This is a genomic window from Exiguobacterium sp. s22 (genome assembly GCF_018617455.1).
Taxonomy (GTDB): domain Bacteria; phylum Bacillota; class Bacilli; order Exiguobacteriales; family Exiguobacteriaceae; genus Exiguobacterium.
Genome location: NZ_JACSKD010000010.1, coordinates 44,581 through 71,291 on the forward strand (window position 1 = coordinate 44,581; position 26,711 = coordinate 71,291).

Below are 26,711 nucleotides of genomic sequence, written 5' to 3' on the forward strand. Positions count from 1 at the left end.
TCAGTTCCTCCCATTGCTTATGCAAGCCCGCCGTTCGCGAAAATAGTTTGGCCATTAATCCAACGTGCACCGGAAGCCAGGTAATGGACGATGTCTGCGATATCTTCTGGTGTTCCTAAACGTTCGAGTGGAGCGGCTTTAGAAAAGTTAGAAATCATTTCTTCTGTTTTCCCTTCGAAGAAAAATGGAGTGGCCGTTGGACCAGGAGATACCGTGTTTACAGTGATGTCTTTACCTCGTAGTTCACGGGCAAGTGTGAGAGTGAGTGATTCTACAGCTGCCTTACTAGCGACATACGCACCGTACATCGGAAACTGAGTGCGGGTAACGGTTGTCGAGAGGGCGATGAAAGCGCCACCTGATCGCAAATGTTTGGCCGCATATTTTGCGAGTAAGAAGTGGCCACGTGTATTAACGCGGAACATCTTATCAAAGTCTTCCAAATCCAAGTCCTCAATCTTGCTAAGCTTCATGATCCCTGCAGTGTTGACTAAGACATCCACACCACCCCATGTATTTTCTATTTCTGAAAAGATAGCCTGAACTTCTTTTTCATCAGAAATATCCCCAGTGACGGTCATCATCTCCAGCCCTTGTTGATGTAGACTACCTTCCAAGTTTAATGCTTTCTGTTGATTCCCTGAGTAATGAATAGCCACAGCCATTCCTGATGTCGCCAATTTTGTGACGATTGCCTCGCCAATGCCTCCGGTACCGCCAATCACTAATACGACCCGCTGACGTTTCTTATCTTGACTCATGATAATCATCCTCTTCACAATTAGTAAGTTACTCATTTCAGATTTTGTAACCTCGAGAACAGATTACGCCTCCTTTGTTACAAAGTCAACATTTTGTAACTGAAAAATGTAGTATACTAATAAAAACAATGCATTGAGGGGAAATGGTATGGCAGGATTAACAAGGGAAAAGATATTTTTAGCGACAGAAGCTAGCATAAAGAGGAAAGGGCTTCATAAAACGACTTTGTCGGATATTGCGAAAGAGCTCGGTGTGACCCATGCGGCTCTATACAAGCACTACAAAAATAAAGAGGATTTGATGCAACAACTTGCGCTTAGATGGTTAGATACTACCTCTCTGGAACTGCTGAGATGGGAAGGGCGTGAGGGAATTAGTCCAAAAGAAGATTTACACGATTGGTTGTGGCTATTGGCTACCACAAAAAAAGAACTGTATAAAAATGATAAGAAAATGTTTCGCTTATACACGGATTATTTAGAATCTACTCAGGTCCTCGTAAATGATCATTTAAAAAAACTTGCTGAAAAAGTAGAAAGTATTTGCGGAATTCATTCAATTGGGCCAGCGGTCATCAAGGCATTTGTGTATTTCCATAACCCCTACTTCGCAGATCGTTGGGATAGCGAAGCTTATCAAGATGACTTTGAAGCGTTATGGAGCTTGGTGGCGAATCAAGTTGTAGAGTAACAAATGACTGTAAAAAGAAATGATGCAATCAGATACGAAATTTTATAAAGCAGACAGAAGGTGACATCGTGCCAATTCCCACTATATTAGTTGCATGCGGGGCTGGAATCGCAACATCGACCATAGTGTCTCAACGTGTTGAAGCGTTATTGAAAGAGAATAAAATCCGAGCTCAGCTTGTGCAATGTACGATATCTGAAGCCAGTACGCTACAATATCAAGCTGTGTTAGTCATTTCCACTACCATTCTTCCCACACGATTTACTACACCGGTAGTCATTGCCACTCCCTACATCACAGGAATAGGGATGGATAAAATTGATCAACAGATCCTCATGTATTTAGATTGATGTCTAGATAATGAAAAATCCCCTCCACTTTTTCGAAAGCGTCGAAAAAGTGGAGGGATTCTTTTTTAGGCCTTCGATTAAAGTGTAACTTTCCTTAGTCATAATCCTCGGCCAACGATTACTACTTGGAGAAATCTCTGTTCCGGTCAAAGAGGGATTTTGAAGTTTCAAACTTGCCGACAGATTGAGTGTATGTTCACCTTGGCCGTGCCGAATAAAGATTAATTCCATCCGTTCTCGCTCCCACCATTTCTTATTTTGTAAAAGAGTTTAGCGAATCTGTGACATTAATTTTTGCTTTTAAGTTAGAGACACTCGATATGTTCCTGCAAAGTACGATTTTGTCATATGTGATCAAAAGACTTGGGACAAAATGTATACCGCCATGAACCAGAGGATGAGTGCAGACACTTGATTGATCCGTTTAAACAATACCCCGTTGTGATCGAACTCACCCAGTTTTCTCCCGACGATCGCGAGTGCCATGAACCAGACCCAAGAGACGGCGATGACCGCCGCAGCGAACAGCCATTTCTCCTCATCCACGTACAATAGTGAGCTCGTCCCAATCACGCCGATCGTATCCAAGATGGCATGAGGATTCAACAGCGAGACCGAGGCCGCAAATGCGATTTGCCGTCTGATGCTGAGTGGACTCCGTTGTTGCGTCGAGCCAGTCTCTGGAGCTGCCTTCCACATCACCCACCCATATACGACAAAAAGAAGAAACCGACTAGGAACAGGCTCGTCTTCAACCAGTCGAAACTAAAAATCACCACAGAGACACCAGTGATGGCCAGGCAAATCAAAAGTGTGTCGCAGATCGCTGCTGTAACGATCGCCGGGAGCGCGTGCGAAAGTTTCCGCTGATTGGCACCCTGGTTGAAGATGAATATGTTTTGGACACCTAAAGGTAGAATCAGACCGAAGCCCAACAAGATACCGTGAAATAAAGGTTGCATCATTTTTCCTCCTAACGTTTACCCCTGTATGATAGTAGAGGACAATAGAACTGTTTCCGACCAATTGGATGGTGGTGATACCAACCAATTTGACGACGTGATCAATCAAGAGGGGTGAACAGATGCCTGAACATACATGGCGGCCTAAGAAGTCTTCGAATGTGCTGTTACATTACCAAATCCAAGAATACATCAGACGGAAAATAAGCGTCGGCGAGTGGCCGACGGGTTTCAAACTCGCTTCGCAACGGACGCTGGCTCAAAAATTTGAAGTGAACCGGAGTACGGTCGTCACGGCAATTGAAGAGTTGATGGCTGACGGATTGCTCGAGACGAGAATCGGCAGCGGCACACGCGTGGCCAATCATACATGGAACGTCTTGGCATCGAATCCGCCTGACTGGGAGGGATATGTGAAGTCGGGGGTACATGCCCCTAATTTGGCGATGATTCAAGAAATCAATCGTGCGGAGGTAGACCCGACAATCATCCGACTCGGGACAGGTGAACTGTCCCCTGATCTATTGCCTGCTGAGAGTATGAAATCGATGATGGCGATGGAAGATGCGAGCCATTTAGAACTTGGATACGTTGAACCGAAAGGGAGCCTAATGTTACGTGAAGCGATCCGGGACCATTTGAAAGGCAAACAGATTGAGGTGTCCCCTGACTCGATTTTGATTGTCTCGGGCGCCGTACAGGCCCTTCAGTTGATTGCGATCGGGCTATTAAAGAGGGGTTCCATCGTTCTATATGAGGTCCCGTCATACCTCAATTCGATCCATGTGTTTCAATCGGCTGGTATGAACTTGCTCGGTGTCCCTCTCGACGGGGAAGGGATGCAGACGGAAGCAATCGGACGCTTGAAGCGTCAAAAAGATGCAACGTTGCTTTATAGCATCCCTTCGTTCCACAATCCGACAGGAACGCTGATGTCGGAAAGAAGACGGATGGAATTGATGACAGTGAGCGAGGAAGCGTCCTTGCCGATTATCGAGGACGACGTGTATGGCGAGCTGTGGTTCGACGAGGAACCACCTGCGCCACTGAAGGCCAATGACACGCAGGGGAATGTGATTTATATCGGGAGCGTCTCGAAGTCACTGAGTCCAGGTCTGCGAATCGGGTGGGTCTTCGGTCCGGAGCCGGTCATCAATCGACTGGCTGACATCAAGATGCAGACCGATTATGGATCGAGTTCGATTTCGCAACATCTTGTAGAGAAGTGGATCAGAAGTGGGGTGTACCAGACGTTCATCGAGCAGACTCGAATCCGACTGAAAGAGCGGAGAGATTTCGTGGTGGAGCTATTGAATAAGTATTTCACCCACATCGCCACGTGGAATATTCCGAGCGGCGGATTCTATATCTGGCTCGAGCTGAAGGGAGATGTCTCGATCACCAAGCTGTTACACTTGGCCCTGAAGGATGGGATTTTATTGAACCCTGGTATGGTGTACGACAAATTGGACCAAAACCATTTACGAATCTCTTATTCCTACGCCTCCAAAGGAGAGTTGGAGAGAGGATTGCGTCGAGTTGCCGAGCTCGTCAACATGTGCACGAATGAATGAGCGAAAAGCCATCTACAAAACCAATCAGATATGGAAGGAGCGAAGACATACATAAATAAAAGTACGCTTCGAAAACAAGGAGTCTGTGATTTTGGTTGTGAAAAAATGAACAGGGATATCTAAGGTTTATTCAACTCTATTCCACGTTCTCATCGATCTCGATGAATAAGTCGTGGATTTTGAATGACATATTCGTGCAATAGGAGATGCGAAGCCTTGAAGTCGGACAGTTGTTGTTGTACCAAGCACGGGACTTCGCGAAAGAGTCGGACGCTCAGCGCATCAGCTTGGAGACGGCACCAGACAACACGGGAGCGCAAAGATTGTATGAAAAAATGGATACGAGCATGACACGAAGTTTCTCTCTTACTTAGAAAACGAACATTGAAAAAAAGATGAGTTAATGGATAGTTTGAACAAAATGAGAAGGGCTATACAAAGCCCTTCTCATTTTGACGTGAACCAGTAAACAAATATGTCTTTTTAACGTTCGTTAAAAAAACATCATTGAATTATTTCATATTCGGACTTAAACGTTAATCAAGATTCCAAACTTTTGAATAACTTAGTCCAAAAACCTTCAATTTCCTCATCGATGTGTCTTGCCTTTTTAGGATTCAAAATATCTCTTTTTATACTACGGGCAAGATCGACTTTCCAACCTTTTTCAAGTCTTATGTCATTTTCGATAAAGTATCTTTCAACTTGAGGAAGTAGTGCTTTAGTTTCGTCATATAAATCTATAAACTCTTCATCTATTCCTCTTGATAACTTAGATACATGTCTTTCAATTAATGCAATTGGAATCAAATCTTCCACTTCTGCTTGTTCGAGTTGTACAATTTCGTCTATTTCAACAATGCGACTAGGAAAGTCTTTATATAAATCTTTTAATAGACTTGTCTTTTGTCCTTTTCCGGATTTATCTGAATCAAGTAAAACCACAGGCAAAGTTTCATCTTTGCCCGACAAAAGGCTCGAAAGGGCCCGAATCCCTTTTACGCCTCCAGACGGAATAAAAATAATTTCTTCTTTAGGATGGAATAGTTCTTTTCTAATTAAATATGTTTTTATAGCATTTAAATAGTATTGGTCAGAAGGACCTTCCACAATTACGATTTTACAACCCTGTAATAGAACATCAGAAATACTTAACCCTAAGGCTGCATGTACTGCATAAACTGAATTATTTTTATTAGTCTGTGCTTCGACTGCTCTTAAATCGTTAGAAGCTACTGTCTTTCCACCTTCATCTAAATAGACTACCTTAACACGGTCAACGCTGTTTGTATCTACAAGAAATGGTGAGTGCGTTGTGTAAATCAATTGATTACGTAGAGATAGGTTTTCAAAAAAGCTTGCTAAATCTTTTTGTGCTAATGGATGAAGTGATACGCCCGCCTCATCTAAAAGTAAAATTGCATTTTCATGAGTATCTTTACTTTCTACTAAAAAAATGAGGTAAAAACTTAAAAACCACTGTAGTCCTGTACTTCTTCCCTCCAAAGAAATTTCTTCAGGTCTTTTTTCATCAGATACCCAAATTTTAAAGTGCCTTCCATCAGCTTGAAATCTAAATTTGTAATCTCCTTGCTTCCACCATAGCTTGAATTCTTCTGTTAGTCTCAATCCAGCAGATTGTAATAGAATGTCGCGCTCAGCTTTCTTTTCAGCAATTGAACTAATTTCCTCATCAGTTAATGGTCTTTCCTTTTGATATTGATCTAATTTAATTTCAGCACCCAACTCTAAAATTTCATCAGGATCAAGATTTACAAATTCGAATAAAACTTTTAATGTTCGAACTTTTGCTTGCATAGCAGAAGATAGATCATCTCTTTGCATATTTTCGATGACGTGAGGAAGATAAATTTCTGAATCTAGATTTCCATAGTTTGAATAATAGACAAACTTAGGCATATGTTTGAGGATAAGTTTTCGAGCTTCTTGGAAACTGGAAGGGCCAGGTCGTTTGATTTCTTCTATAAGGTTAGTAAACTCTTCTCGTAAGCGTTTAAGATGTGGTTGAATTTCAGATTTTTGCAATTCTTTTATTGATAGGTCGAAAATTGAATATATATCCTGCAATCCCTCTTCTTCAATAGATTCTGTTTTAAGCAATATACCCTCAGCTTCAGAATAAGCAGCTGATACTGTGTCTTTAAGACCAGCTTCACTCTTTCCTTTCTCTTCCAGTCCATCGAATTCTAATTTATATGAATTAAGCATTTCCTTAATGTGAGCTGAATCAAAAAAATCTACGCTGCTGTAGTTGGGGAATCCGATAGTTCTAATTCCGTTAAAATCTCTACTCACTTTTGTGATTCTGACATCTTCTTCATTACAACCAGTCAACGTGATCAATTCTTGAATTATCTCTGGGTCTGTCAATTCGAATTCACACGTAATAAAAGTTTTTTGTCTTTTTAAGTTTCGCCATTCAGAGTATTTACTTCGAGGAATATCTTCTAACGGGTTAATTTCCCCACCAGTAGCGGGATTCATTTTCCATAGAGCTAAGAGTAAATTCGATTTTCCTGCTTCATTAACACCTACTAAGGAAGTCACATTATCATTTTCTATCCATCCACTGTCTGAAATCGAACGAAAATTCTCCACTTTGAAGCGATTAAGTTTCATCTCTTGTCGTCTCCCTCAATATATACTCTTAAATAATTCTCTTATACATCATTTATTAGTCTCATATTGCACAATTCCCTTTAATAAGTTTATTAAATTCGACTCACACTTTTACATTGCTATGTTATTATATGAAGTCCTAGCGCTTCGTGACGCAGAGTTCGAACAACCGCCAGGGCGTTAGTCCATCGATTGTTCCACGTGAATGATTGCCTCGAATGGCACATAGATGATCCCGTCCCGCTGATTGGCCAGCTCGACGGTCCGCTCCATGTAGTTCGTCCGGTGCACAAACCCTTTGAATCGTTTCATCTCCCGCTCCTCCACATATTTCACCTCAACCATACCCCCACTAAAGATTGCATCGTTCAACACGTTTTCATATATCGAGAGTACTTGTTCATCGACATCGGGCATCTCAATTTTTTGAATTTCTTTATAGTATTTCGTCAGCAGCGCCTTGTGCTCGGGCATGAGGAAGGGGATCCATTTCAACTCACCTCGGTCGCGATACATCGTCATTACAATTTCTCCTTTCCATAAAACGAACGTTTGTTCTTATTTTATACCCGATTTATCTCGTTTGAACAGCCTATTTCGTGATTGGTGATCCGTGCGTCCTGTTTCCGTACTCTAGCTCGCTGGTCGTCGGTGCAAGGGACGTCAAAAAAATGACGCGCCCTCCGGCCCGTCTTCCTTCGCTTTAGGCTCAAAGCGAGGCTTTTCGCTCGTTGGCTACGGAAGCCTGGACCTATGTGCGCTCTACGCATTTTTTTGAGGCTCTCCCTGCGGTCGCCCTTGCACCGTCTCCCAACGCTCGCTGCGTTCCCGTCAACAGGACGCACAACGGTGTTCGTTCTGAGGACAGCTTATCCGAAAGGGGACAAACCATCATGGAACTATCCGCTATCATCGAGGTCATTCGTATCAAGCAAGAGATTCGAGAAGAAATGGTCGCCCTCGAGCACGCCGTCATCCAATCACCCGACAATGCCCGACAAATCGGGGCATCCTTTATCGGGGACGATGACCGTGAAGTGTTCCTCGTCATCATGCTCAACACGAAGAACCGGGTCATCGGCGTCCACCGGGCACATGTCGGGAGCGTCAACTCGAGCGTCGTCCACCCACGGGAGGTCTTCAAATGCGCCATCTTGAACAACGCCTCGTGCCTCATCGTCTGTCATCAGCACCCGAGCGGGGACCCGACACCGAGCCGAGAGGACATCCTCGTCTCCGAACGGTTACATGAAGCAGGCGACCTCATCGGCATCCCGGTGCTCGACCATCTCATCCTCGGTGCGGACGAGTCGTATGTCAGCATGAAACAGCGAGGCTATATGGGTTGAATGGAAAGGAGCGGGGCCGGGGGACCGGCCCTGGTCCGTCCGGTAAGGGCAAGGACGAAAAACATACGTTTTTCTTTGAGAAGACGGGCGACTCGCGTTGCTCTCGCCTGGATCTGGAGAGCGGGATCCGGGAAAAGGTTCGTTTTCGTATGACGAAAACGGTGATACGGGATGCAAACATCAAAAAAGAACCTGTCGTCTTCTATACGCAGGTCCTCTGTATCGTTCTGAGTTGTATCGTCTTATTTGATTTCAATTGTCTGTTCACCCAATTTGTCGCCGGCGATGCCTTGCGTGGCCACCAAGGTGACCGGTGTCTCCAAGTCGTCGAGTTCATAGGCGACGGCGTTCGAGACCGTGCCGTCCTGTTTGATGGTCTCGAGCTGACTGTCGAGGAACTGCTCGTCCGGCAGCATGCCGACCTCGAGGGTATTGACCGCGTTCGGGTCATTGTCTTGGATCGCCTCGAAGACGATCATCCAGGCACCTGTCGGGTCGATATCTTTCCCGGTCAGGTTCGTCGTATCATACCAGATGGCGAGGACCGCTTTGTCGCCATACTCGTTTCCCGGCTCTCCAGGTGGGATCACTTTCGTCTCGGTGATCTGAATCTTGAGGTCAATCAATTTCGCTTCCCCGTCTTTGAAATAGACGTCGCTCTCCGTCGCTTCATTTTCTGTCTCTTCTGTTTCAGTCGTCTCTGTCACGGTCTCTGACCCGCTCGTCGTGTCCTCGGTAGTCGAAACCGTCTCTTCTGTCGCACCACACCCGGTGGCGAGTAGTAACAGCAGCGGGATGCCCCATAATCCGATTGTCTTTGCCATGTCATGTCCTCCCTTGATTTTAAATGTGCCTGTCATCCATCCTGTCTGGGTCCTATAATACGCCAGATCATAAACTGTTAAATATTTACTTGTTGCTTCATTCTAACACGTATGTCCGGTTCACCCATTACAAATATTCTTTCAGGTATTTTGGGCGGGAGGTGTGTATCTTAGAGGAGAATCGGGGCGTAAAGACAACATCAAAAGCAAGTGCGTAGCACGTCTAGAGTTGTGAGACAAAGTAAATGTGAATTGTGCTTATCCATAGTTGCCCAATCAGTTAAAAAATAGACTTATTTAAATTTTATGCAAACGGATTTCTCATCATATGTTACTCAAACCTAAGATTTAAATCATTGCTTTGAATTTTGTAAACTCCCTCACAAAATTTATTAACTTGTCTTAATTAACTATAATCGGTTTTTCGTGAATGTTCATATTTAGTTCTAATTTGCTTCTGTATCCAGAGCTCCAATAGGAAATTCTAAGAAATTCAACAGTTTTTCTGGATCAATTCTATTTTTATAAACTCGAATCGAATGGGTATCTTTTAATATGATTGAACAAGCTAACAATACAAAGTCATCAGTTGAGCTAATCTCTTTTAAATGTACAATTTTTTCTGCTGTTTCGTTTGCTAAAGAACCCATCCTAACTTCAGATTGAGCCTTATTCAATAAAAAATTGGAATCGTGAGGATATAATTCATGCAGTTTCGTAGCTATATAAAGGGCCACCTTTAGATATTCTAAACATTTGGAATGATCGTAACATTTTAGACAATACAAAATAAATTCATTCAAATATTTACTTATCTTTAACGATATTGTTCTATGATGATATTCAAAACTCTGAATCACAACTGTCGATTTAAAGTTGTGATATGGCACAATCGCTTTGGAATTTTGGAGAGCCAAGTATAAATATAAAAATGTCTGGACCCCTCCATCCACAGATACCTCTATATCGTCAGGACTAATGAGTAATTTTGTTTTCGTATGTTCCTCTGAAAAAACGTTCGAAACACAATCTGTTTGTGAGTCAAAAAAACCCAGCAATGTATATTGTCCGTATTTAAACTCTACAAACTGTCTTAGAAGCGATTTATCCTTCTTTATAATCAAGCTTGGCTCGAACATAATACGATACACTAAATCAAATTGTTGATTAAAAGAGTTATTATTGTGCTCAAACTTTATCTCAGGATCGATACCAAATCTTTCATGTAACTCAAGATCAACGTCTAAAATTTTTTGAGCCTTCAATATAAAGCTGCTCTTTTCATCCCTCAGTGCGTCAGATACTTTACTTATGTAAGCGATAACCCTCTCTTTTTCTTTCAAGCTATTGTTTAAAAAATCAACAAAGTTTATACGCATTGACTCCACACGCTTTTCTGACGCTGAAATATAGAGGGAAATCGAATCATCTAGTATCCATTCTATCTTAGTTTCTGAGACGTGGTTTACTACTCTATTCATAGTATAAGAAATGTTTTTATAAGAGAAATTAAAATCTGATTTCGGTGTATCTAAAGGCAAGACCTCCAGCGTCAGAAATGGAATAGGGCGATAAAACCCATCGACTATTTCGTACACATAAGCATCTTCTGCTGTAAACTTCGTATCTAGCATAGAGGGAAACTTTTGATTTAGTGAAGATATCGATAAGCTGGTAATTTTACTATCTGATGGTTTTGTATCTAAATAATATTTCTTATCCAACACCTGAGACTGTTTTTTTGAATGAAAGAAATAATTAATGCATATATTAAATAGATTAACGTCGTAGTCACGGGTAACTTTTTTTAATTCGATTGTGTATGTTTTTTGTGAATTTTGCTGAAGCTTAATGATATCTATAGGTAATAAATATTTATAATATATAATTGCATTCGTTATTTGTTGTTTGCATACTACGACAACGAAATATAGTACTCCTCCTTGTTTTTGATACACATCAAGACTTTCTGAATCTAGCTTTCTAAATTTAAATGTCTGGCTCTTGTCTTGTTTCTCGAATTTCGACTGTAAATAGGAAATTGTTTTCACCTGCACATTCACATGACCCAAAAAGTTAGAGCGTGAATGTGATTTGTTGTTGTAAAGTTCAATTTTTCCGTCATACCCGACACCTTTATCATTATCTGAAAACATTGGCTTTATACGACCTTTATAATCCCCTATACAAAGAGCTTCTAAAGCCAAAATTCCAGCCTTCTCGATAACGTTAGACATATTTTCCCCTCTCTTCATAAAATATTAATAATTTGATACTCCATTGCTTTTGACAATTTTCACAAGATATACCTTAAACAATCCCTACTTTTGTTGAAAATGACTTACTTTTAAGTATCTCCAGTGTACGATAATCAGATAAAGAACAACTAATTATTACTTTCCATTAAACAGCTGTACTTAAATAAAACTTGAACGTACTATACTTCTCTAAATACTACATCCGATCTCTGGTCCGTCTGATAAGAGTAAGGACGACTCGCGTTGCTCTCGCCTGGATCTATAGAGCGGGATCCGGGAAAGGGGCGTTTTCGCATGACGAAAACGGCGTGGTTCGTGAGTGGATATAGGGTGAAATTTTTATTCTGTCTCCATATTTTTTGATGAAATGACAGAAGTGAAACATGGTTTATTTATTGAAAATGAACATTTTTTCGAAACAAGCCCTAGGGCTTGTTTGAAACAACGCCTGGACTTACGTGAAATAAACCGAGATGTCGAGTGGTCAGATTCAAGGTATCGTTGAGCTATCAACAGGAGAGGATGATTCAAATGAGTCACACATTGGACCAACAAACGATTGAAGAGATGAAAGAAGTATTGCTCAAAAGACTTCCTGAACGTATGGACATCGATCCTGAGGCATTCGAGTTGGTGAGCATGGATATCCTTTGTGAAGTGAGAGAAGGGGAACGATTGAAACAGATGACGGTCTTCTTCAATACGAACACGCTTCAAGTACATAACTGATTGTTTCAAAAAGTCTACATCTTTTTCCTCTCAATACACGGTCTCTTTAAAAAATAGTTAAAAAATAAGTATTGAGCAAAATATAGTTATTTTTCATAAGCATCAATAAACATTAAGAAAATAATATAGTGAGGAGTTGAACATTTTAATAAATATTGTTGACGCTTTCATTTGCGTAGTATATATTATAAACAAATCTAATAGAACGTTAGACATGTGACTGGTCATGCAGGCAGGATCTAAGGAGAGTAATGTTTCATTGCTCTCTTTGGGTCCTTTTTTTGTTGTCCTATTTATTGTCTGGCGAGAATGGAGGCTCATGATGGATTATCAAAAACTTGCTTCTGACATCATTAAACAGATTGGTGGAAAAGAAAATGTTGAACAACTAGAGCATTGTTCGACTCGCTTAAGATTTACATTGGTAGATAACTCTAAAGCTAAAAGAAAAGAGATTGAGCGACTAGAAGGTGTAATAGGAGTAGCTGACAAGGTACAATACCAAATCATTATTGGAAATGACGTATCAGAAGTGTATCACGCAATTAAAAAGCAACTCAAAGGGAGCTTGAAGCGGGATAACACAGAAAAAAATCCAAAACAAAAGAAGAAATTAGGAAATGTCATATTAGAATTCATTATCGGCGTGTTCCAACCGTTAATTCCAGCCATCGCCGGAGGAGGAATTTTAAAATCACTTTTACTGTTGCTGAACCTAATCGGTGTTTTAGATAAATCAACACAAACGTATCAAATTTTGTACCTGATTGGCGATGCACCCTTATATTTCTTACCGCTTTTGGTTGCTTATACCGCAGCTATCAAGCTTAATGCAAATCCGTTAGTTGCAGTTGCTGCAGTCGGAGCATTACTACTACCTAATATGTCTACCTTGATTGCTGATGGTGCTAGTTTATTTTCGTTCCCGATTAAACCGATTTCTTATGCTTATCAGGTTTTCCCAGCAATCTTATGTGTGTTGGCATTCTCACAAATCGAAACATTTTTTAACAAGATCAGTCCAAAGATGATTCGTAGTTTCTTTGTACCACTTATGTCACTCACGATTGTTGTTCCACTTACGTTGCTAATCTTAGGACCTTTAGGATTCACGTTGGGTCAATGGTTCGTAACTGTCATTTTGTTTATTTTCAGTAAGTTTGGTTGGGTTGCTGTCGCTTTACTTGCAGCCGTCTTACCATTCATGGTCGTAACAGGTATGCATAAAGCGATGATTCCTTACGTTGTTTCTTCACTCGGACAAACTGGAAAAGAGTTAATCTACAATGCGGCCTCTCTTGCACACAACCTTTCTGAGGCGGGCGCGTGTTTTGCTGTCGCGTTACGATCGAAAGAGAAGCGTACTAAATCAACAGCTATTTCAGCTGGAATATCTGCCTTGTTTGGTATTACTGAACCTGCATTATATGGTATTACGATTCAAAACAAACGCGTATTATACGGAGTCATGATTGGTAGCTTCGTGGGAGGATCTTTCCTAGGGATAATGGGAGTTGAGGCATATGTAGCGGTCGGTCCAGGTTTAGCAAGCCTATCTATGTTCATCTCGGAAGAACTTCCGAAGAACATCATTTATGCAATTGCTGGATTGATTATCTCGTTCACCGCTTCGTTTATCTCCGTTGCTATCTTATTTAAAGAATTAGCTATCGAGGAGGAAGTAAATCTTCCTGCTGACCTTCAAATAAAAGAGTTTAAAAGCCCAATCATTGGTAAATCTGTCCCATTGAATGAAGTACAAGATGCTATCTTCTCGAAGAAAATAATGGGGGATGGTGTTGGTTTTATTCCTCAAAAAGGAGAACTTTACGCGCCAGTAGACGGAAGCATTGTAATGGTCTTTGATACGAAACATTCAATCGGTATGAAGACTACCAATGGTGTAGAAATCTTGTTCCACGTGGGAATCGATACTGTTAACCTAAAAGGACAATTTTTCGAAACTCATGTTGAGGTAGGCGATGAGGTACAAGCTGGTGATTTGTTGATGACATTTGATTTGGAAAAAATAATCGAAAGTGGATTTGATCCAACGACAGTTTGTATTTTGACCAATTCGGCGAATCATGAATTACAAAATGTAGACTATGGAGAGACCGATAATCAAAAGAATGTATTTGAATTAAAAGAGATAGGAGCGTAATCAATATGACATTTAAAAAAGGATTTTTATGGGGGGGAGCCATTGCCGCCAATCAAGTTGAAGGTGCATGGAACCTAGATGGAAAAGGAATGTCGGTTTCGGACGTCAAAATGTTTAAGTCGAATGTAAGTGTTGAAGATTATGCAGCACATAATGCCGTCACAAGCGAATCCATCAAAACTGCGATGAATGAGTCGGGCGATGCAAACTACCCGAAACGAAGAGGTATTGACTTTTATCATCGTTATCAAGAAGATATCTCCTTATTTGCTGAGATGGGGTTTAAGACATTACGTCTGTCAATTGCTTGGAGTCGAATTTTTCCGACGGGTGAAGAGTCGGAGCCGAATGAAAAGGGATTGCAGTTTTATGAGAACGTTTTTAAAGAACTAAAAAAATACGACATCGAACCGATTATAACATTATCTCATTATGAGATGCCTCTACATCTAACAAATAAATATAATGGTTGGGCAGATCGTGCGGTTGTCGATCATTTTGTTAGATTCTCAGTTGCTTGCTTTAAGCGATTTAAGAATTTGGTAAAGTATTGGCTGACGTTTAACGAGATCGACAGTATTGTCAGACACCCATTTACAAGTGGAGGAATCGTATTGGATAAATGTCCGGAGGGTGAGATTGAGCAAACAATCTATCAGGCTTTGCATCACCAGTTTGTTGCCTCTGCACTGGCAACAAGAGCCTGTCACACCATCATTGATGATAGCATTGTGGGGTGCATGCTTACGAAACTAACGACGTATCCTAACACATGTAACCCAAAAGATGTTTATTTATCTCTTCAAAGTAATTTAAACAATCATGCTTTTAGTGATGTGCAAATTCGGGGAGAATACCCAATCCTATTCTTAAAGCAATTAGAATTAAAAGGGATTGAGATAAAGATGGAGAAAGACGATCTAGACATTTTGAAATCAAATACGGTAGATATGCTTTCCTTCAGTTACTATATGTCACGAACTGAGTCTGCGGATGAGACCTTAGAAAAAGCGGCAGGAAATACAATCATGGGCGTAAAGAATCCTTACCTCCCTTCAACAGAGTGGGGATGGCAGGTAGATGCTTTGGGGCTAAAAATTTCTTTGCTAGAATTGTATGATCGTTATAGAATTCCATTACTGATTGTAGAAAACGGTCTAGGAGCCGTGGATACATTAGACAATGATGGGAGAGTCCAAGACAGTTATCGCATCGACTACCTAAGAGAGCATATTAAAGAAATGAAGGAAGCTGTGGAACTAGGTGTAGATCTTATTGGGTATACCAGCTGGGCACCAATAGATTCAATCAGCGCATCTACGTCACAAATGTCTAAGCGGTATGGCTTTATCTATGTAGATCAAGATGACCACGGCAATGGGACTTTAGAACGCTATAAAAAAGACTCGTTTTATTGGTATCAACATGTTATCCAGACAAATGGAGAAGACTTGCTCTACACGCTTTAAAGGATGGTGAAAGAATGCTTATTAAGAAGGTTTTAAATTCGAGTGTGGTGATAGCGGTCGATGATTCTGATAAAGAATGTGTCTTACTAGGTAAAGGCATCGGGTATGGTAAAAAGCAGGGACAATTCATTGAATACAGCGCGGTGGATCAGAAATTTATTTCGGTCGAGAATCAAAAGACGATTGAGTTATTGCACCTGTTAGAGTCCATACCCACTGAAATTTTTGAAGTAACGCAGTCTATCGTTTTAAGAGCGGAAGAGTTATTACAAACAAAATTGAATGAGAGTGTTTATTTCACTCTAATGGATCATTTGAATTTTGCCATTGAACGATTTAATAAAAAAATGGTCTTCACAAACAAAGTATACTGGGAAATTAAAAACTATTATCCCAAGGAGTTTGATGTTGGGCATTTTGCGATTCGATTAATGAATGAAAAATTTATGATTGAGTTACCTAAAGAAGAGGCATCAAATATTGCATTTCATATCATTAATGCTCAGTCTTCTAACCATACGACAAATGATGGAATGAATTATGCTAAGATGATTGGAGGAATTGTCAATCTTATTCGGTATACAGTGAATATAAGTGAAGACAGCATACATTATGAACGTTTCATCACACATGTAAAATTTTTTGTAGAACGTATCTACAGCGGCACTATGTTAGATGAGGAAGGCGATAAGCTATTTAATCAAATCGGTGTTCTTTATCCAAACGCAATGGAAATCAGTTTCAAAATCAAGAATTATATTTTACAGGTGTATGAATTCGACATTACAAAAGAAGAATTAAGCTATCTTGCCGTTCATATAAACCGTTTGATTTCACATAACGAAATTAAATGACGGACGACTAACAAATACAATTATAGAGTTTCTAACAGACCTAACAGGTCTGTTTTTCTTTGTTTAATATACATATAGATTGACCTAGAAATAAAATATGGACGTCAAGTTTATTTTGACACTTTTTGCTCGACTTTCTTTTTTTCATCCACCAACTATTCTCATCACTATATATGATTTCGACGCTCATTCTTATCCATTAAAAAATGAAAAGTCGAGGAGCGACACTTCGTTTAGTGACGCAGACTTCGAACAACCGCCAGGGCGTTAGTCCATCGATTGTTCCACGTGAATGATTGCCTCGAACGGCACATGGATGATCCCATCCCGCCGATTGGCCAATTCGACGGTCCGCTCCATGTAGTTTGTCCGGTGAACGAACCCTTTGAATCGTTTCATCTCCCGCTTTTCTACATATTTCACCTCCACCATATTCCCGCTGAAGATCGCGTCATTCAGCACATTCTCATAAACCGATAGGACCTGTTCATCGACATCAGGCATCTCAATCTTCTGAATTTCCTTATAGTACTTCGTCAGCAGCGCACGATGCTCCGGCATCAAAAATGGGATCCATTTCAGTTCACCTCGATCGCGATACATTGTCATCACAATTCTCCTTTCATATAAACGAACATTTGTTCTTATTTTATACCCGGTTTATCTCGTTTGAACAGCCTTTTTTCGTGATTGGTGATCCGTGCGTCCTGTTTCCGTACTCTAGCTCGCTGGTCGTCGGTGCAAGGGACGTCAAAAAAATGACGCGCCCTTCGGTCTGTCTTCCTTCGCTTTTGGCTCAAAGCAAGGCTTTTCGCTCGTTGGCTACGGAAGCCTGGTCCTACGTTTGCTCTTCGCATTTTTTTGAGACTCTCCCTATGGTCGCCCTTGCACCGTCTCCCGACGCTCGCAACGAATCCGTCAACAGGACGCACAACGGTGTTCGTTCTGAGGACAGCTTATCCGAAAGGAGACAAACCATCATGGAACTATCCGCCATCATCGAGGTCATCCGTATCAAGCAAGAGGTTCGCGAGGAAATGGTCGCGCTCGAGCACGCCATCATCCATTCGCCGGACAGTGCCCGACAAATCGGGTCATCGTTCATCGGGGATGACGACCGTGAAGTGTTCCTCGTCATCATGCTCAACACGAAGAACCGGGTCATCGGTGTCCACCGGGCGCATGTCGGGAGCGTCAACTCGAGCGTCGTCCACCCACGGGAAGTCTTCAAATGCGCCATCTTGAACAACGCTTCGTGTCTCATCGTCTGTCATCAGCATCCGAGCGGGGACCCGACTCCGAGCCGGGAGGATATCCTCGTCTCTGAACGGTTACATGAAGCAGGCGACCTCATCGGCATCCCGGTGCTCGACCATCTCATCCTCGGCGCGGACGAGTCGTACGTCAGCATGAAACAGCGAGGTTACATGGGTTGAATGGAATGGAGTGGGGCCGGGGGACCGGTCCCGGTCCGTCCGGTAAGGGCAAGGACGAAAAACGTGCGTTTTTCTTTGACGAGAGGGGCGACTCGCGTTGCTCTCGCCTGGATCCATAGAGCGGGATCCGGGAAAAGGTCCGTTTTCGCATGACGAAAACGAGATGGTTCGTGTGTGAAGATTGGACGTTGTTTTGGTCTGTCTCGTAAGAAGATTGTTTGATGAAATAGTAGAAGTGAAAACACGGTTTGTTTATTGAAAATGACCATGTTTTCTAAACAAGCCCTAGGGCTTGTTTGAAACAACACCAGGGCTTACGTGAAATTAGGCGAGATGTTGTCTGCTTGGATGCGAGGTATCATGAAGCTATCAACAGGAGAGGATGATTCAGATGGACAGCTACCAACTAGATCAACAGACGATGGACGAGATGACGGAGGTATTGCTTCGACGCCTTCCTGACCGGCTTCAAGAAGATTTTGACGACTTAAAACTTGTGAGCATGGATCTTCTTTGTGATGTGAAGGAAGGAGAGCGCTTGACCCACCTCACCGTCTTTTTCAATACCAATATGATTCGACGGAATCGTCGTACATAAGGAAGAGGGATGATTGTATACATGTAGATTTGTATACATGTATATATGTATACGTGTATACAGTTTTTAAAAGTCTTCATTTCTGTAGGTTTATGAACAAGGACTGGACTGGCTCTGGACGGGGAATCGTTCTATAAAGAACCGGAAGGGGTGAGACGTTGTGAATGAGATGTTGCTTGATGACTATGCGTTCGCTGGATTGGATCCCTTCGTCCGGACCGTGTTCTCGGAACTGATGGAACACCCCGAGTGGATGCGTGTCGTCGACAGGGAACATTGCGTCGAGAAGGTCGTCCGGTTCGATGAAGGACTGAACTCGCCTTACTTCCGGGTGTTGATCTATCTGGATGCAGAAGAGCGTCCGATCAAGATCGTGTATCTATATGGGACCTGGGTGGTGGCGGATGGAGACGTCAGCTTCGTCGTCTCAGAGCTATCCAAGGGTGTATTCGAATATGAGGTGATGCATGTCCATTGGCTCATCAAGTATCGATTCGAGGATTGGGGCGTGTCTGAGGACGGGGCATGGGAGAAGGAATGGTGATCCGGGCTTATGCGTGAGCGTCTAACTCCCGTTGGCGAAGTCGCTCATCGCACCGCTGCCCCCCTGACGGCCCGATAACAAGAGCTGCTGGCTCACCGCCGCATCTCTATATTCCTGGCCCTTTCTGACGGGAGGCACGGAGCGTAAGGGCAACGTCAAAAGCAAGAGCGTGGGCGCGTCTAACGCCACGCAAGGAACACCATTCGGCTGAATGGTGTTTTTGTTTGGAAGTCATTCACCGATTTCCGATTAATTTGAAGTGGATTAAGATAACATCTTAATTTAATACAATGTTTATGGTATTATTTAATAAAAACATCATTGTATTAAAGGGGGATATGTATGTATACGATTGACGAAGCATTTGAAATCTTATCGAAGAACAAGCTCACAAGCCATAAGGAGACGGTCCGCAACTGGGTACGAAAAGGCGTGATCCAGGCAGAACCGCTCGAGTCGCGTAAAAAAGGCTATCGAATCAGTGAGGAGTCGCTCGAACAGTTCATCAAAGAACGAATGCCGGAAGGATGGGAGCTGTATCCGGAGTCGGTGACAGGGGATTCACGAGATGTCGTCAAGAATGAAGAAGAGGCCCCGTATCACGTCGAAGTCGATGTAGAAGCGATTAAAGAACGGGTCCGCGAGGAGATGTGGTACGAGCTTCTCGGTAAATTCGTCTTCGAGGACTACTTTGTCCTGAAGAAATCGGAGGTCAAGGCTGCCGTCGAGCATATGCGCTATTCAAAAGAGTTCGGAGCCGAGGTGTGGGATCGTTGCTCGAAGCATACGTGGGGACACGCGACACCGCGAGTCCCGTACCTGCTCGATTACTTCATGTTCGAAGGGGAGCGTATTCCCTTCGACAAAGATTTCGCGGGGAGAAATGAACAGATCATTCACGCGTTGATCGAGAAAATCCGGCTCGATAAAGTGAACGGAAGACGAAACTAAATACGAAAAGACATTCTCTTGAGTGCGGAGAATGTCTTTTTATGCAATGATGATTGTTTTAAAACAGAAAGTTAAATTTGATAATAAGAACATTTTTAAAAGATATCTATTGAATTAATTTATTCATTTAGCTCATCGCTAATAAATATACCGTAGCGATGAATTGTTTTTAAAAGAGCGAATCGTAAAATTCTTTCAAGACCTAAAAATGTGGGAGCATTCTGAAGAATCTTAGTTAAAGAAGGATTATCCTGTGAGAATAGAAACATATTTCGTTCATAATGAGAATTTGAACGAGATTCCAAGTAAGCTCCAAATTTAACCCCTGAGTGTACATAATTACTTCTTAAGTCATAAGCGGATTTAAGGGTAACTTCAATATTATCTTTTGACAGCTTTGAGGCTTCGATATCCGGGCTTGAACTTTCCGTTTTTACAAAAAAAGTATCGTCTAAAAGTTCTTGAAGACTGTAAGTGAATTTTCTTTTCACTTGAAAAAGTCTCTTTTTTAGATCTCGTACAATACGATCTCCACCTTCCAGACTAGAGATTTTCTCGAAATTAGTTAGTAATTGTGAATCAAAAAGCAACTCGTCAGAGTAGTTTACCGAATGCAGGTTGGATAATATTTCCCCGCAGGTAATTAAGTCTAGAAAGGCGAGTTCTTTTTCTTCTAAATAAATACTTAAAGAACGATTGTAGAGTTGTGATGCTGCAAGAATGATTTGTTGAAAATTAAATAATTCTAAATTGTCTTTATGGTCTTCTAAAAGAGGAAGCAATAGTTCGAATTTCCCTAAATCAAGTGGAATATCTAAATCTACTCTTGAATTATAATTGTACTGAGGATTTTTGTAATAAGAGTTAAAGGCAGTTTCAATGGCAGGTAACCGAAAATTACCATTAGACTCTAAAAGCCCATGTGATTTGAATTCTTTACCGAACAATACGGATAGCAAAGAACAAAACAAATCACCATACTCTGACAAATCAGGGAGTATCATACCTCCGTCATGTTCGTATATTAAAGAGGCAGCAATAAAAGTTCTATTTGTTGGGTGTTCGTTTATGGTATGAAACATTCTAGAATGACTAGGAGGAAAACATAAGTCTAAACAAACACCCTCTGAATGAAACTCACCTGTAAATCGTGATGAGGAAGATATTAGTATTTTATGCACATTCTTATTTAATAACAATGGGTTCATGATTACCGCCCTCAGTATTTTTAGTATATTTGTCAACTTTTCTTTTTTCACATTTGATTCATTGGTAAGTCAATAACTGCTTCCTTTATAGCCCTATATTTTGCAAAAGTTGATATGATCCAGGATGTGCGATACGGCATGGCAGGAAATAAATATATTCCCTCAGATCTTGTGAGGTTTTTTTTAATTGAGGCGCATTCCCTTGATTCTGAGCCGTCTTCAAAATCATAACTGATTTGTACGTCTCATTTATTGCGAGTGGCTTACGCAACCTCATTTCTTTAATGTTCTCCATCTAGGCATACCATAATTGTTTTTTTGTTTGGTCATCTTTGGTATTTAGAAGCTATTCAACAAATAACTGATTATAATAAATATACGTCAAAAAATTCATTTGTCTTACAAATTATTAATCTTTAGGAGGGTTATTTTGAATTATTTAAGGAAATTAAGAAAAAATAAAGAGCACGTTGTCATCTTTGTGATGCTTATAGTATTAGTAATATTTGCGCTTATGTTCCAATACTCTTTTTCAGGATTTCACAAAGACTTTTGGTTGTCTTTAATTCCTAATATTATTATAGATTGTTTGTTTATTTTTATCGTCTCATACTTGATTTCATCCCTCCTAAAAAGTAACGAGAAAAAACAAATGAAGACCACTGCATATAAGATGCTGAAATTAAAGTATCGAAAACTTTCGTTAAATTTAGGTAAGAGATACGTAAATTACATTTCGAAAGAACCTCACTCATCGCCAACAGGCGATGATAGTTTAAAAGTTCTTATCAGTCGAATTGAGAATATTAGTGAAAATATTTCCGATTACGTTGATAAAGACTTCTATAAAAAGGATGTAAAAACTTTAAGGGTTAACCCTGGTGCGTCGGCTTACCACATAGATGAATTAGCTCAAGAACAATTAGTAGATATGCAAAACTTTACTTGGTACTTGAAAAGAGAAAGTTTAAATGAAATCGATACTTTTTTACTTAAGTATTCTGTCATTCTTCCGGATGATTTAAGAGAAATATTGTTTGATATTGATATTTTACTTCATTCAGGTTTTCTCATGACCGGGAATGAATTTAATATAGACATTGATATTTCAAATGCCACGTTTTCTATTGAAGAGCTTAGTAATGATATGCAAAAATTAGGTGGGAAAATCTGCGAATTACTGAAGTATTTTGATGATATGTAAGGGTTTGAAATTAAATGATGATGCGAGACGATTACACAATAATTCTTAAAAATCATCTCACATCAAATATCATTTCAATAAATGGTTTACCTTTATGTCATTAATTGTTTCTTTCTTATCTTTAATCAAAACTTCATACCAACGCTCTTCAATCGATTTGATAAACGTTTTCCCCAGTCGTTTGTTTCTTTCAAGGTCATGTAATGGATGTACGGTTTTTTCAGGCTCGAAATATCCGCTTATCAACGGATGATTTGGCAGTGCTAGTGTGTAAGCTACAAGCTGATTTTCACTGAAGTCATGATTATTGGCGATGCCGAACTGTTGAAACCCGAGACCCATACCATGAATATACATGAGTGGCTCCTCGACGCGATCCACCTTCAGATTCGTCTCGAGGGTCGCTTTTGCGTTCAGGTAGTTCTCAATCTCCTCGGGAAAGACGCTTTGCACGGAATTTATTCGCTCAGAGAGAGTAAGGTCAATGTCTTTCCAGTTCATGCGGTGGTTCATTTGCTCGAGGTATTCGAGTGGCGTCTGCTCCTTCTGTTGCTCCAAGGTGTGCACCTTTTCTAAGTGTGACTCGATATGGTCGATAAAAGTCGCGGATGTCTGGTGGACCTCCTGCAACAATTGTTCCTTGTCGAGGAGCTCCTTGTCTTTCGTCCAACCGGCCAAATAGGAGAGCGAAAAGTCATCCGTCGGGAAACCGAGTTGATGTGAGACGACGTAGGCGACCATCTCGGCTTGGAACTCCTTCTCGGGTGCTGTGAGCGGTTGCTCTCGCTCAAAATTCCGTTCCTGATTGTGCAACTCCGCATGGGTGAGCTCGTGGATTAGGACGCTGATGTCCTCAATCGATGTGTTCCGCGGGTTCAAGGCAATCGCATGTAGCTCCGGATAGTAACAACCCTTCGCCGTTCCGATCTCGTCGAGCGGTTCCTCCAATAGCGTCACATTCCGGGCATCCGCGAGCGTCGTCAAGGCGTCACGGATGTCTTGTTCGTTCTCGAGCCCGCCGTCCCGGTGATACCGTTTGAAGATGTCCGAGACCTCAATCCCTTTCTCGCGTGCGTTGGTCTGCGTGTACTCGAACACGTGACCGATCTTGAAGTACATCATCTTGCGTGACGGGATGCGTCCTTGTTTCACGCCGTCTTTGATCGGCTTCGGTGCCTTGTTGAGCGGTACCCATTCATCTTTGTGCTGGGCGTACGTCACCGGACTTGGGACGAATACTTTGATGCCACGCTCACCTTTTTGTACCTGTGCGCCTTGCTTCTCCCAGAACGGATAAGAGCCGACCGCGACTGCGCCGGGGAACTGGGACTCGATCAAGATCGCGTTCCGCATCGAATATTGATGGAACTTGCCGAGGAACTGTAGATGTTCTCGAATTTTTTCTGGGCTCTCGAAGTAGCTGTCAATTTGTTTTCCCATCTGTTCGGTCAAGGCCTCGAGCTCGGCTCTCCGTTCTTCGTTCGTCTTCATCTTGGCCATCGTGTCAGACTCCTTCCTTCAACAAGTCGGTGACAGATTCATCACTATCCGCAAAATCGTTCAGTTCACGCTCGAGGTGTGGCGACGTTTCCGGGATGTCGAGTAACAGCTGTGTCCGCTCGAAATTGACGGGAAGCAAGACGATCTCGTCTTGCGCGATGGCGGTCAAAAGTTTGTGCTCGGAAACGGACACCGGGATGTCGTACCGTTTTCCATAGATGAGGATCGTGACGGTATCGAATCGAAGCGTCAACAGTTGTCCCATCGTAAAGGGACGTTCAAGTGGTCGCATAGAATTCATCCTCTCTCAAAAATTAGTGTGTCCTTCTTCTGTTTTTGGTGTTCGATGCGTTCCTGGACGACACGTTCCGCCGTCGCGAGGAACGTCGGCTTGAACTGATCCGTCGTCATGATGTCCTCGATGCCCTCCGTCTGCATCAGCGCCTGCAGGAGCTCTGTCAGGATCTGACCGTGGCGGTCGGAGCGGTTCGTGGCGAGACGGATCCGCTCGAGTTCCGTCGACACGTGCTCGTTCATCAACTCCTCGATATGATGAGAGACCTGTTTGCTGACCGAGCGGGTGAGGAACTGCATGTCCCACTTCTCGTCGGCTAGTTGTCTATGTTCGTCTGCAATATGGTCGATGACCTGACCGAGGTGACCGAAGCGTTTGCCGTCGGCGAACTCTTCCAAATATGCGACCGTCTCCGGTTTTAACCGGAGACGGATCTGTCTCAACTCTTCCATCGTCCTCACTCACTTTCCATATTCGATGTCCCGCTCCAGCTGTTCGAAAGCGCGTTGATTTTTCAAGTGTTCGAACTCGTCGTTCATATGCCGCTCAATCCGGTAGAGTGATTCGTTGAATATTTTTTGTTGTTTGAATGCGCGTCTGACCGGATGTTTTGGGGCTCCATTTTTCTCAACTATCGTTTGTTCTTTTGACAAGTCGCGCATCTCGGAGAGGATGGCATTCCCCATCCGGGTGTAGAGGTCCTGTCGTTTTGTCGTTCGGTAACGCTCGGCCTTCTCCGCGTCGCCGTAGCTGCGACGATGGAACGACACCTCCTGCTCGAGCCGCTCATTGAAGGCTTGAAACTCTGATTTGAAGTGAATGTCGATATAAAGGTCGGTCAGACGATCGAGCGATTCACGGAGCGGCTGCATCCCGTTCATGTTGTAGCGCCATTGACGTTTGTCTTCCGGCAAGCGTTCATAGATGTCCTTGAACTGGCGAACGAGGTCAGGATGCAGGACACGGTTCGGGAGCGTTGGAATCTTCCGGTTCCGTTTATGGGCGACCAGTTCGTCTCTTATGAACGCATTCAGTTTCTCCTGTTCTTTCGTCCGGTCGGCGAGGGAATAGATGACCTTCGACTTCATCAGCTCGATCGATTTTGGTTTGCGTTTGCCGCGCTCGCGCATGTGGCTCGTCTCGACGATGGCGACATGCACGTGGATATTATCGGTGTTGTAATGCACGGCACCGGTCCAGTAGGCATGGACCATCTTTTCTTTTTGGAGCATCGCCTCGACCGCGTTCCGTGTCGCCTGGATCAATCGTTTCTCGTCGACGAGGTCATCGTGGAGCACACCGGTCTCGCGTAGCCAGGTGTTATCGAATGAGATGACGTCCTGCCAGAGGATGCTCCCTTTCTCTTGCGCGTGCTTGAAGATGTTGCGGACGACGCGACGCTTTTCGTCATTCAATCGGTCGTCCTCGCGTGTGAACAGACCGCTCGACTTCATCTCGTCTTCCATATAGTCGTGATACGTCTCGAACTGTTCGCGACTGTCTTTCGCGTCCGGTCGATTGATGTAGTCGAGGTACGTCGTGTAGCGACGCGACTTCTTTTTTGTGCCCGGCACCTTGAACTTCGACTTGATGACGACGCCCGGCGTCTCACGCATCCTGCATCACCTCGTTCAACAACCGGGTCACCGCGGCGAGTTCGTCCGTGCTCCGTTTCAGGTATAGCGTGTTCGCCTCGAGCTGTCGTTCGAGCCGTTCGACCTGCGTCGATTGGATGCCGTTCGCGCACCAGGAGGCGAGCAGTTCTTTCAAATATTGCTGTCGGGAGCGGTTATGTTCTTTCGCCCATTCATCAATTTGCTTTACGATGACGGGGTCGATATCGCGGAGTAATAGATCCATCTGTCTGACCACCTTCCTAGAGGCTGTATATTGCCAATGTCCTAAAAATACGTTCAAAGAGCATAAGGGGAAACTGCTATCACTTGTCGTGATAGCCCAGGCAGAGCCTGGGGTTTCCGTGATATCACCAAAAGCCCGAGAATGGCACGAAATGTGCCAGTAAAATCAGCGATTTGGCACGAAATGTGCCACTTAAATCGACAGTTCCCGGAGCCGCACGTGCAGTTTGTCGTGCTTTTCTTCGAGCGCTTCGACCGACTGTTCGAGTTTTTCGAGTTCGAGTGTGAGCTCGTCACGCTTCCGGCCGAGGTCGAAGATCTCGTTCTCCCGTTCGACCTGTTCGTCGAGCGAGAGGTAAGGGAGTTCGCCTTCGAGCTCCTCTTTGTCGCGGTCGAGTCGCTTGATTTGTTGTCGCTGCGCTTCGACTGATTGTTGCGCTTTTTCTAATTGTTGCTCTGTCTCCGTGATCTCGTCCTCGACGAATAGTCTC

Annotated in this window: 27 protein-coding genes and 1 pseudogene; 14 read left to right on the forward strand and 14 right to left on the reverse strand. The window is 42.7% G+C overall.

What is annotated here, in order from left to right:
* Positions 1–17: 17 nt before the first annotated feature.
* Positions 18–761, reverse strand: coding sequence for an SDR family oxidoreductase (locus tag KNO94_RS13670; RefSeq protein WP_214780590.1), 744 nt, complete (start codon positions 759–761; stop codon positions 18–20).
* A 148-nt stretch (positions 762–909) separates the two neighbouring features.
* Here KNO94_RS13670 and KNO94_RS13675 point away from each other — a divergent pair, with 148 nt between their 5' ends.
* Positions 910–1,452 (forward strand): TetR/AcrR family transcriptional regulator, encoded by a 543-nt coding sequence (locus tag KNO94_RS13675; protein ID WP_214780591.1) that lies wholly within the window; start codon positions 910–912, stop codon positions 1,450–1,452.
* Between the two features lie 68 nt (positions 1,453–1,520).
* Positions 1,521–1,802, forward strand: coding sequence for a PTS sugar transporter subunit IIB (locus tag KNO94_RS13680; protein WP_214780593.1), 282 nt, complete (start codon positions 1,521–1,523; stop codon positions 1,800–1,802).
* A 354-nt stretch (positions 1,803–2,156) separates the two neighbouring features.
* On the opposite strand, the pseudogene KNO94_RS13685 reads toward KNO94_RS13680, so the two are convergent.
* A pseudogene (locus tag KNO94_RS13685) lies at positions 2,157–2,767 on the reverse strand (LysE/ArgO family amino acid transporter).
* A 119-nt stretch (positions 2,768–2,886) separates the two neighbouring features.
* Between KNO94_RS13685 and KNO94_RS13690 the strand changes: the two are divergent.
* Together KNO94_RS13690 and KNO94_RS15440 are read left to right on the forward strand one after the other, a co-directional pair.
* Positions 2,887–4,338, forward strand: coding sequence for an aminotransferase-like domain-containing protein (locus KNO94_RS13690; protein ID WP_214780595.1), 1,452 nt, complete (start codon positions 2,887–2,889; stop codon positions 4,336–4,338).
* A 206-nt stretch (positions 4,339–4,544) separates the two neighbouring features.
* Entirely contained in the window at positions 4,545–4,712 is a 168-nt protein-coding gene (locus tag KNO94_RS15440; protein WP_214780602.1) for a GNAT family N-acetyltransferase, read from the forward strand.
* A gap of 166 nt (positions 4,713–4,878) precedes the next feature.
* Here the strand turns inward: KNO94_RS15440 and KNO94_RS13700 are convergent, their stop codons facing one another.
* A complete protein-coding gene (locus KNO94_RS13700; RefSeq protein WP_214780604.1) occupies positions 4,879–6,978 on the reverse strand; it encodes an AAA family ATPase in 2,100 nt (699 codons plus the stop codon).
* A gap of 180 nt (positions 6,979–7,158) precedes the next feature.
* Positions 7,159–7,500 (reverse strand): YolD-like family protein, encoded by a 342-nt coding sequence (locus KNO94_RS13705; protein ID WP_251125988.1) that lies wholly within the window; start codon positions 7,498–7,500, stop codon positions 7,159–7,161.
* A 371-nt stretch (positions 7,501–7,871) separates the two neighbouring features.
* On the opposite strand from KNO94_RS13705, the gene KNO94_RS13710 reads away from it, so the two are divergent.
* Positions 7,872–8,327 (forward strand): JAB domain-containing protein, encoded by a 456-nt coding sequence (locus KNO94_RS13710; RefSeq protein WP_214780606.1) that lies wholly within the window; start codon positions 7,872–7,874, stop codon positions 8,325–8,327.
* 242 nt (positions 8,328–8,569) lie between these two features.
* Here KNO94_RS13710 and KNO94_RS13715 read toward each other — a convergent pair whose 3' ends face one another.
* Positions 8,570–9,151, reverse strand: coding sequence for a DUF5067 domain-containing protein (locus KNO94_RS13715; RefSeq protein WP_214780608.1), 582 nt, complete (start codon positions 9,149–9,151; stop codon positions 8,570–8,572).
* A gap of 446 nt (positions 9,152–9,597) precedes the next feature.
* Positions 9,598–11,388, reverse strand: coding sequence for a hypothetical protein (locus KNO94_RS13720; protein WP_214780610.1), 1,791 nt, complete (start codon positions 11,386–11,388; stop codon positions 9,598–9,600).
* Between the two features lie 552 nt (positions 11,389–11,940).
* On the opposite strand from KNO94_RS13720, the gene KNO94_RS13725 reads away from it, so the two are divergent.
* From KNO94_RS13725 to KNO94_RS13740, 4 genes are all read left to right on the forward strand, one after another.
* A complete protein-coding gene (locus KNO94_RS13725; RefSeq protein WP_214780612.1) occupies positions 11,941–12,138 on the forward strand; it encodes a hypothetical protein in 198 nt (65 codons plus the stop codon).
* Positions 12,139–12,460: 322 nt separating this feature from the next.
* Entirely contained in the window at positions 12,461–14,302 is a 1,842-nt protein-coding gene (locus KNO94_RS13730; RefSeq protein WP_214780614.1) for a beta-glucoside-specific PTS transporter subunit IIABC, read from the forward strand.
* A 5-nt stretch (positions 14,303–14,307) separates the two neighbouring features.
* Positions 14,308–15,771, forward strand: a complete 1,464-nt coding sequence (locus tag KNO94_RS13735) for a glycoside hydrolase family 1 protein (protein WP_214780616.1) — start codon at positions 14,308–14,310, stop codon at positions 15,769–15,771.
* A gap of 14 nt (positions 15,772–15,785) precedes the next feature.
* Positions 15,786–16,625 carry a PRD domain-containing protein gene (locus KNO94_RS13740; RefSeq protein WP_214780622.1) on the forward strand — a complete coding sequence of 280 codons (840 nt, stop codon included), beginning with the start codon at positions 15,786–15,788 and terminating at the stop codon, positions 16,623–16,625.
* Positions 16,626–16,892: 267 nt separating this feature from the next.
* Here KNO94_RS13740 and KNO94_RS13745 read toward each other — a convergent pair whose 3' ends face one another.
* On the reverse strand, positions 16,893–17,234 hold the full coding sequence (locus KNO94_RS13745; protein ID WP_251125989.1) for a YolD-like family protein: 342 nt from the start codon (positions 17,232–17,234) through the stop codon (positions 16,893–16,895).
* Positions 17,235–17,605: 371 nt separating this feature from the next.
* Between KNO94_RS13745 and KNO94_RS13750 the strand changes: the two genes are divergently transcribed.
* The 4 genes from KNO94_RS13750 to KNO94_RS13765 all read left to right on the forward strand — a co-directional run bounded on the left by KNO94_RS13750 (position 17,606) and on the right by KNO94_RS13765 (position 20,154).
* Positions 17,606–18,061, forward strand: coding sequence for a JAB domain-containing protein (locus KNO94_RS13750; protein WP_034799670.1), 456 nt, complete (start codon positions 17,606–17,608; stop codon positions 18,059–18,061).
* 391 nt (positions 18,062–18,452) lie between these two features.
* Positions 18,453–18,659, forward strand: a complete 207-nt coding sequence (locus KNO94_RS13755) for a hypothetical protein (protein ID WP_029596469.1) — start codon at positions 18,453–18,455, stop codon at positions 18,657–18,659.
* Between the two features lie 160 nt (positions 18,660–18,819).
* A complete protein-coding gene (locus KNO94_RS13760) occupies positions 18,820–19,203 on the forward strand; it encodes a hypothetical protein (RefSeq protein WP_214780624.1) in 384 nt (127 codons plus the stop codon).
* Positions 19,204–19,545: 342 nt separating this feature from the next.
* Positions 19,546–20,154 carry a helix-turn-helix domain-containing protein gene (locus KNO94_RS13765; RefSeq protein ID WP_214780626.1) on the forward strand — a complete coding sequence of 203 codons (609 nt, stop codon included), beginning with the start codon at positions 19,546–19,548 and terminating at the stop codon, positions 20,152–20,154.
* A gap of 119 nt (positions 20,155–20,273) precedes the next feature.
* Here the strand turns inward: KNO94_RS13765 and KNO94_RS13770 are convergent, their stop codons facing one another.
* The gene (locus tag KNO94_RS13770; RefSeq protein WP_214780628.1) at positions 20,274–21,362 is read right to left on the reverse strand and encodes a hypothetical protein; all 1,089 of its coding nucleotides are present in this window, start codon (positions 21,360–21,362) and stop codon (positions 20,274–20,276) included.
* 430 nt (positions 21,363–21,792) lie between these two features.
* On the opposite strand from KNO94_RS13770, the gene KNO94_RS13775 reads away from it, so the two are divergent.
* Positions 21,793–22,566 carry a hypothetical protein gene (locus KNO94_RS13775; protein WP_214780631.1) on the forward strand — a complete coding sequence of 258 codons (774 nt, stop codon included), beginning with the start codon at positions 21,793–21,795 and terminating at the stop codon, positions 22,564–22,566.
* A gap of 69 nt (positions 22,567–22,635) precedes the next feature.
* Here KNO94_RS13775 and KNO94_RS13780 read toward each other — a convergent pair whose 3' ends face one another.
* The 6 genes from KNO94_RS13780 to KNO94_RS13805 all read right to left on the reverse strand — a co-directional run.
* Positions 22,636–24,066, reverse strand: a complete 1,431-nt coding sequence (locus KNO94_RS13780; RefSeq protein WP_214780632.1) for an ArdC-like ssDNA-binding domain-containing protein — start codon at positions 24,064–24,066, stop codon at positions 22,636–22,638.
* A gap of 4 nt (positions 24,067–24,070) precedes the next feature.
* Entirely contained in the window at positions 24,071–24,358 is a 288-nt protein-coding gene (locus tag KNO94_RS13785) for a hypothetical protein (protein ID WP_214780634.1), read from the reverse strand.
* Between the two features lie 5 nt (positions 24,359–24,363).
* On the reverse strand, positions 24,364–24,813 hold the full coding sequence (locus tag KNO94_RS13790) for a hypothetical protein (protein WP_214780636.1): 450 nt from the start codon (positions 24,811–24,813) through the stop codon (positions 24,364–24,366).
* 9 nt (positions 24,814–24,822) lie between these two features.
* Positions 24,823–25,977 (reverse strand): MobP2 family relaxase, encoded by a 1,155-nt coding sequence (gene mobP2, locus KNO94_RS13795; RefSeq protein WP_214780638.1) that lies wholly within the window; start codon positions 25,975–25,977, stop codon positions 24,823–24,825.
* Complete coding sequence (locus tag KNO94_RS13800; protein WP_214780640.1) at positions 25,970–26,221, reverse strand: hypothetical protein; 252 nt, start codon at positions 26,219–26,221, stop codon at positions 25,970–25,972. The genes mobP2 and KNO94_RS13800 overlap by 8 nt, the downstream gene beginning before the upstream one ends.
* 192 nt (positions 26,222–26,413) lie before the next feature.
* Positions 26,414–26,711, reverse strand: a 298-nt coding sequence (locus tag KNO94_RS13805) for a V-type ATPase subunit a family protein (RefSeq protein ID WP_214780642.1), incomplete at its 5' end; no start/stop codon positions are given.

Bases quoted from the DNA above. Each gene is read 5' to 3' on its own strand.
- KNO94_RS13670 (WP_214780590.1), bottom strand. From the start codon at position 761: ATGAGTCAAGATAAGAAACGTCAGCGGGTCGTATTAGTGATTGGCGGT.
- KNO94_RS13675 (WP_214780591.1), top strand. From the start codon at position 910: ATGGCAGGATTAACAAGGGAAAAGATATTTTTAGCGACAGAAGCTAGC.
- KNO94_RS13690 (WP_214780595.1), top strand. From the start codon at position 2,887: ATGCCTGAACATACATGGCGGCCTAAGAAGTCTTCGAATGTGCTGTTA.
- KNO94_RS15440 (WP_214780602.1), top strand. From the start codon at position 4,545: ATGCGAAGCCTTGAAGTCGGACAGTTGTTGTTGTACCAAGCACGGGAC.
- KNO94_RS13700 (WP_214780604.1), bottom strand. From the start codon at position 6,978: ATGAAACTTAATCGCTTCAAAGTGGAGAATTTTCGTTCGATTTCAGAC.
- KNO94_RS13705 (WP_251125988.1), bottom strand. From the start codon at position 7,500: ATGACGATGTATCGCGACCGAGGTGAGTTGAAATGGATCCCCTTCCTC.
- KNO94_RS13710 (WP_214780606.1), top strand. From the start codon at position 7,872: ATGGAACTATCCGCTATCATCGAGGTCATTCGTATCAAGCAAGAGATT.
- KNO94_RS13715 (WP_214780608.1), bottom strand. From the start codon at position 9,151: ATGGCAAAGACAATCGGATTATGGGGCATCCCGCTGCTGTTACTACTC.
- KNO94_RS13720 (WP_214780610.1), bottom strand. From the start codon at position 11,388: ATGTCTAACGTTATCGAGAAGGCTGGAATTTTGGCTTTAGAAGCTCTT.
- KNO94_RS13725 (WP_214780612.1), top strand. From the start codon at position 11,941: ATGAGTCACACATTGGACCAACAAACGATTGAAGAGATGAAAGAAGTA.
- KNO94_RS13730 (WP_214780614.1), top strand. From the start codon at position 12,461: ATGGATTATCAAAAACTTGCTTCTGACATCATTAAACAGATTGGTGGA.
- KNO94_RS13735 (WP_214780616.1), top strand. From the start codon at position 14,308: ATGACATTTAAAAAAGGATTTTTATGGGGGGGAGCCATTGCCGCCAAT.
- KNO94_RS13740 (WP_214780622.1), top strand. From the start codon at position 15,786: ATGCTTATTAAGAAGGTTTTAAATTCGAGTGTGGTGATAGCGGTCGAT.
- KNO94_RS13745 (WP_251125989.1), bottom strand. From the start codon at position 17,234: ATGACAATGTATCGCGATCGAGGTGAACTGAAATGGATCCCATTTTTG.
- KNO94_RS13750 (WP_034799670.1), top strand. From the start codon at position 17,606: ATGGAACTATCCGCCATCATCGAGGTCATCCGTATCAAGCAAGAGGTT.
- KNO94_RS13755 (WP_029596469.1), top strand. From the start codon at position 18,453: ATGGACAGCTACCAACTAGATCAACAGACGATGGACGAGATGACGGAG.
- KNO94_RS13765 (WP_214780626.1), top strand. From the start codon at position 19,546: ATGTATACGATTGACGAAGCATTTGAAATCTTATCGAAGAACAAGCTC.
- KNO94_RS13770 (WP_214780628.1), bottom strand. From the start codon at position 21,362: ATGAACCCATTGTTATTAAATAAGAATGTGCATAAAATACTAATATCT.
- KNO94_RS13780 (WP_214780632.1), bottom strand. From the start codon at position 24,066: ATGGCCAAGATGAAGACGAACGAAGAACGGAGAGCCGAGCTCGAGGCC.
- KNO94_RS13785 (WP_214780634.1), bottom strand. From the start codon at position 24,358: ATGCGACCACTTGAACGTCCCTTTACGATGGGACAACTGTTGACGCTT.
- KNO94_RS13790 (WP_214780636.1), bottom strand. From the start codon at position 24,813: ATGGAAGAGTTGAGACAGATCCGTCTCCGGTTAAAACCGGAGACGGTC.
- mobP2 (WP_214780638.1), bottom strand. From the start codon at position 25,977: ATGCGTGAGACGCCGGGCGTCGTCATCAAGTCGAAGTTCAAGGTGCCG.
- KNO94_RS13800 (WP_214780640.1), bottom strand. From the start codon at position 26,221: ATGGATCTATTACTCCGCGATATCGACCCCGTCATCGTAAAGCAAATT.